Source organism: Pseudoalteromonas luteoviolacea CPMOR-1 (genome assembly GCF_001625685.1).
Lineage (GTDB): Bacteria > Pseudomonadota > Gammaproteobacteria > Enterobacterales > Alteromonadaceae > Pseudoalteromonas > Pseudoalteromonas luteoviolacea_K.
On record NZ_AUYC01000008.1, the window covers coordinates 1 to 248 of the forward strand.

General features: G+C 50.4%; 1 tRNA gene. It reads right to left on the minus strand.

Going from position 1 to position 248, the window contains the following annotated elements:
* Window positions 1-56: 56 nt before the first annotated feature.
* Window positions 57-133: transfer RNA gene (locus N473_RS01100), tRNA-Arg, on the minus strand.
* Between the last annotated feature and the right edge of the window lie 115 nt (window positions 134-248).

Below are 248 nucleotides of genomic sequence, written 5' to 3' on the forward strand. Positions count from 1 at the left end.
TAATATCAATTTTAACACCTGAAAAGTGCCTCTTTTATTTTCCACTTAGAGATAAGTGGCGGACGCGGGAGGATTCGAACCTCCGACCGCCTGGTTCGTAGCCAGGTACTCTATCCAGCTGAGCTACGCGTCCAATTACAAAGAAAACCATTATAAATGGCGGAGGGGGAGGGATTCGAACCCTCGATAGGGCTACAAACCCTATACTCCCTTAGCAGGGGAGCGCCTTCAGCCACTCGGCCACCTCT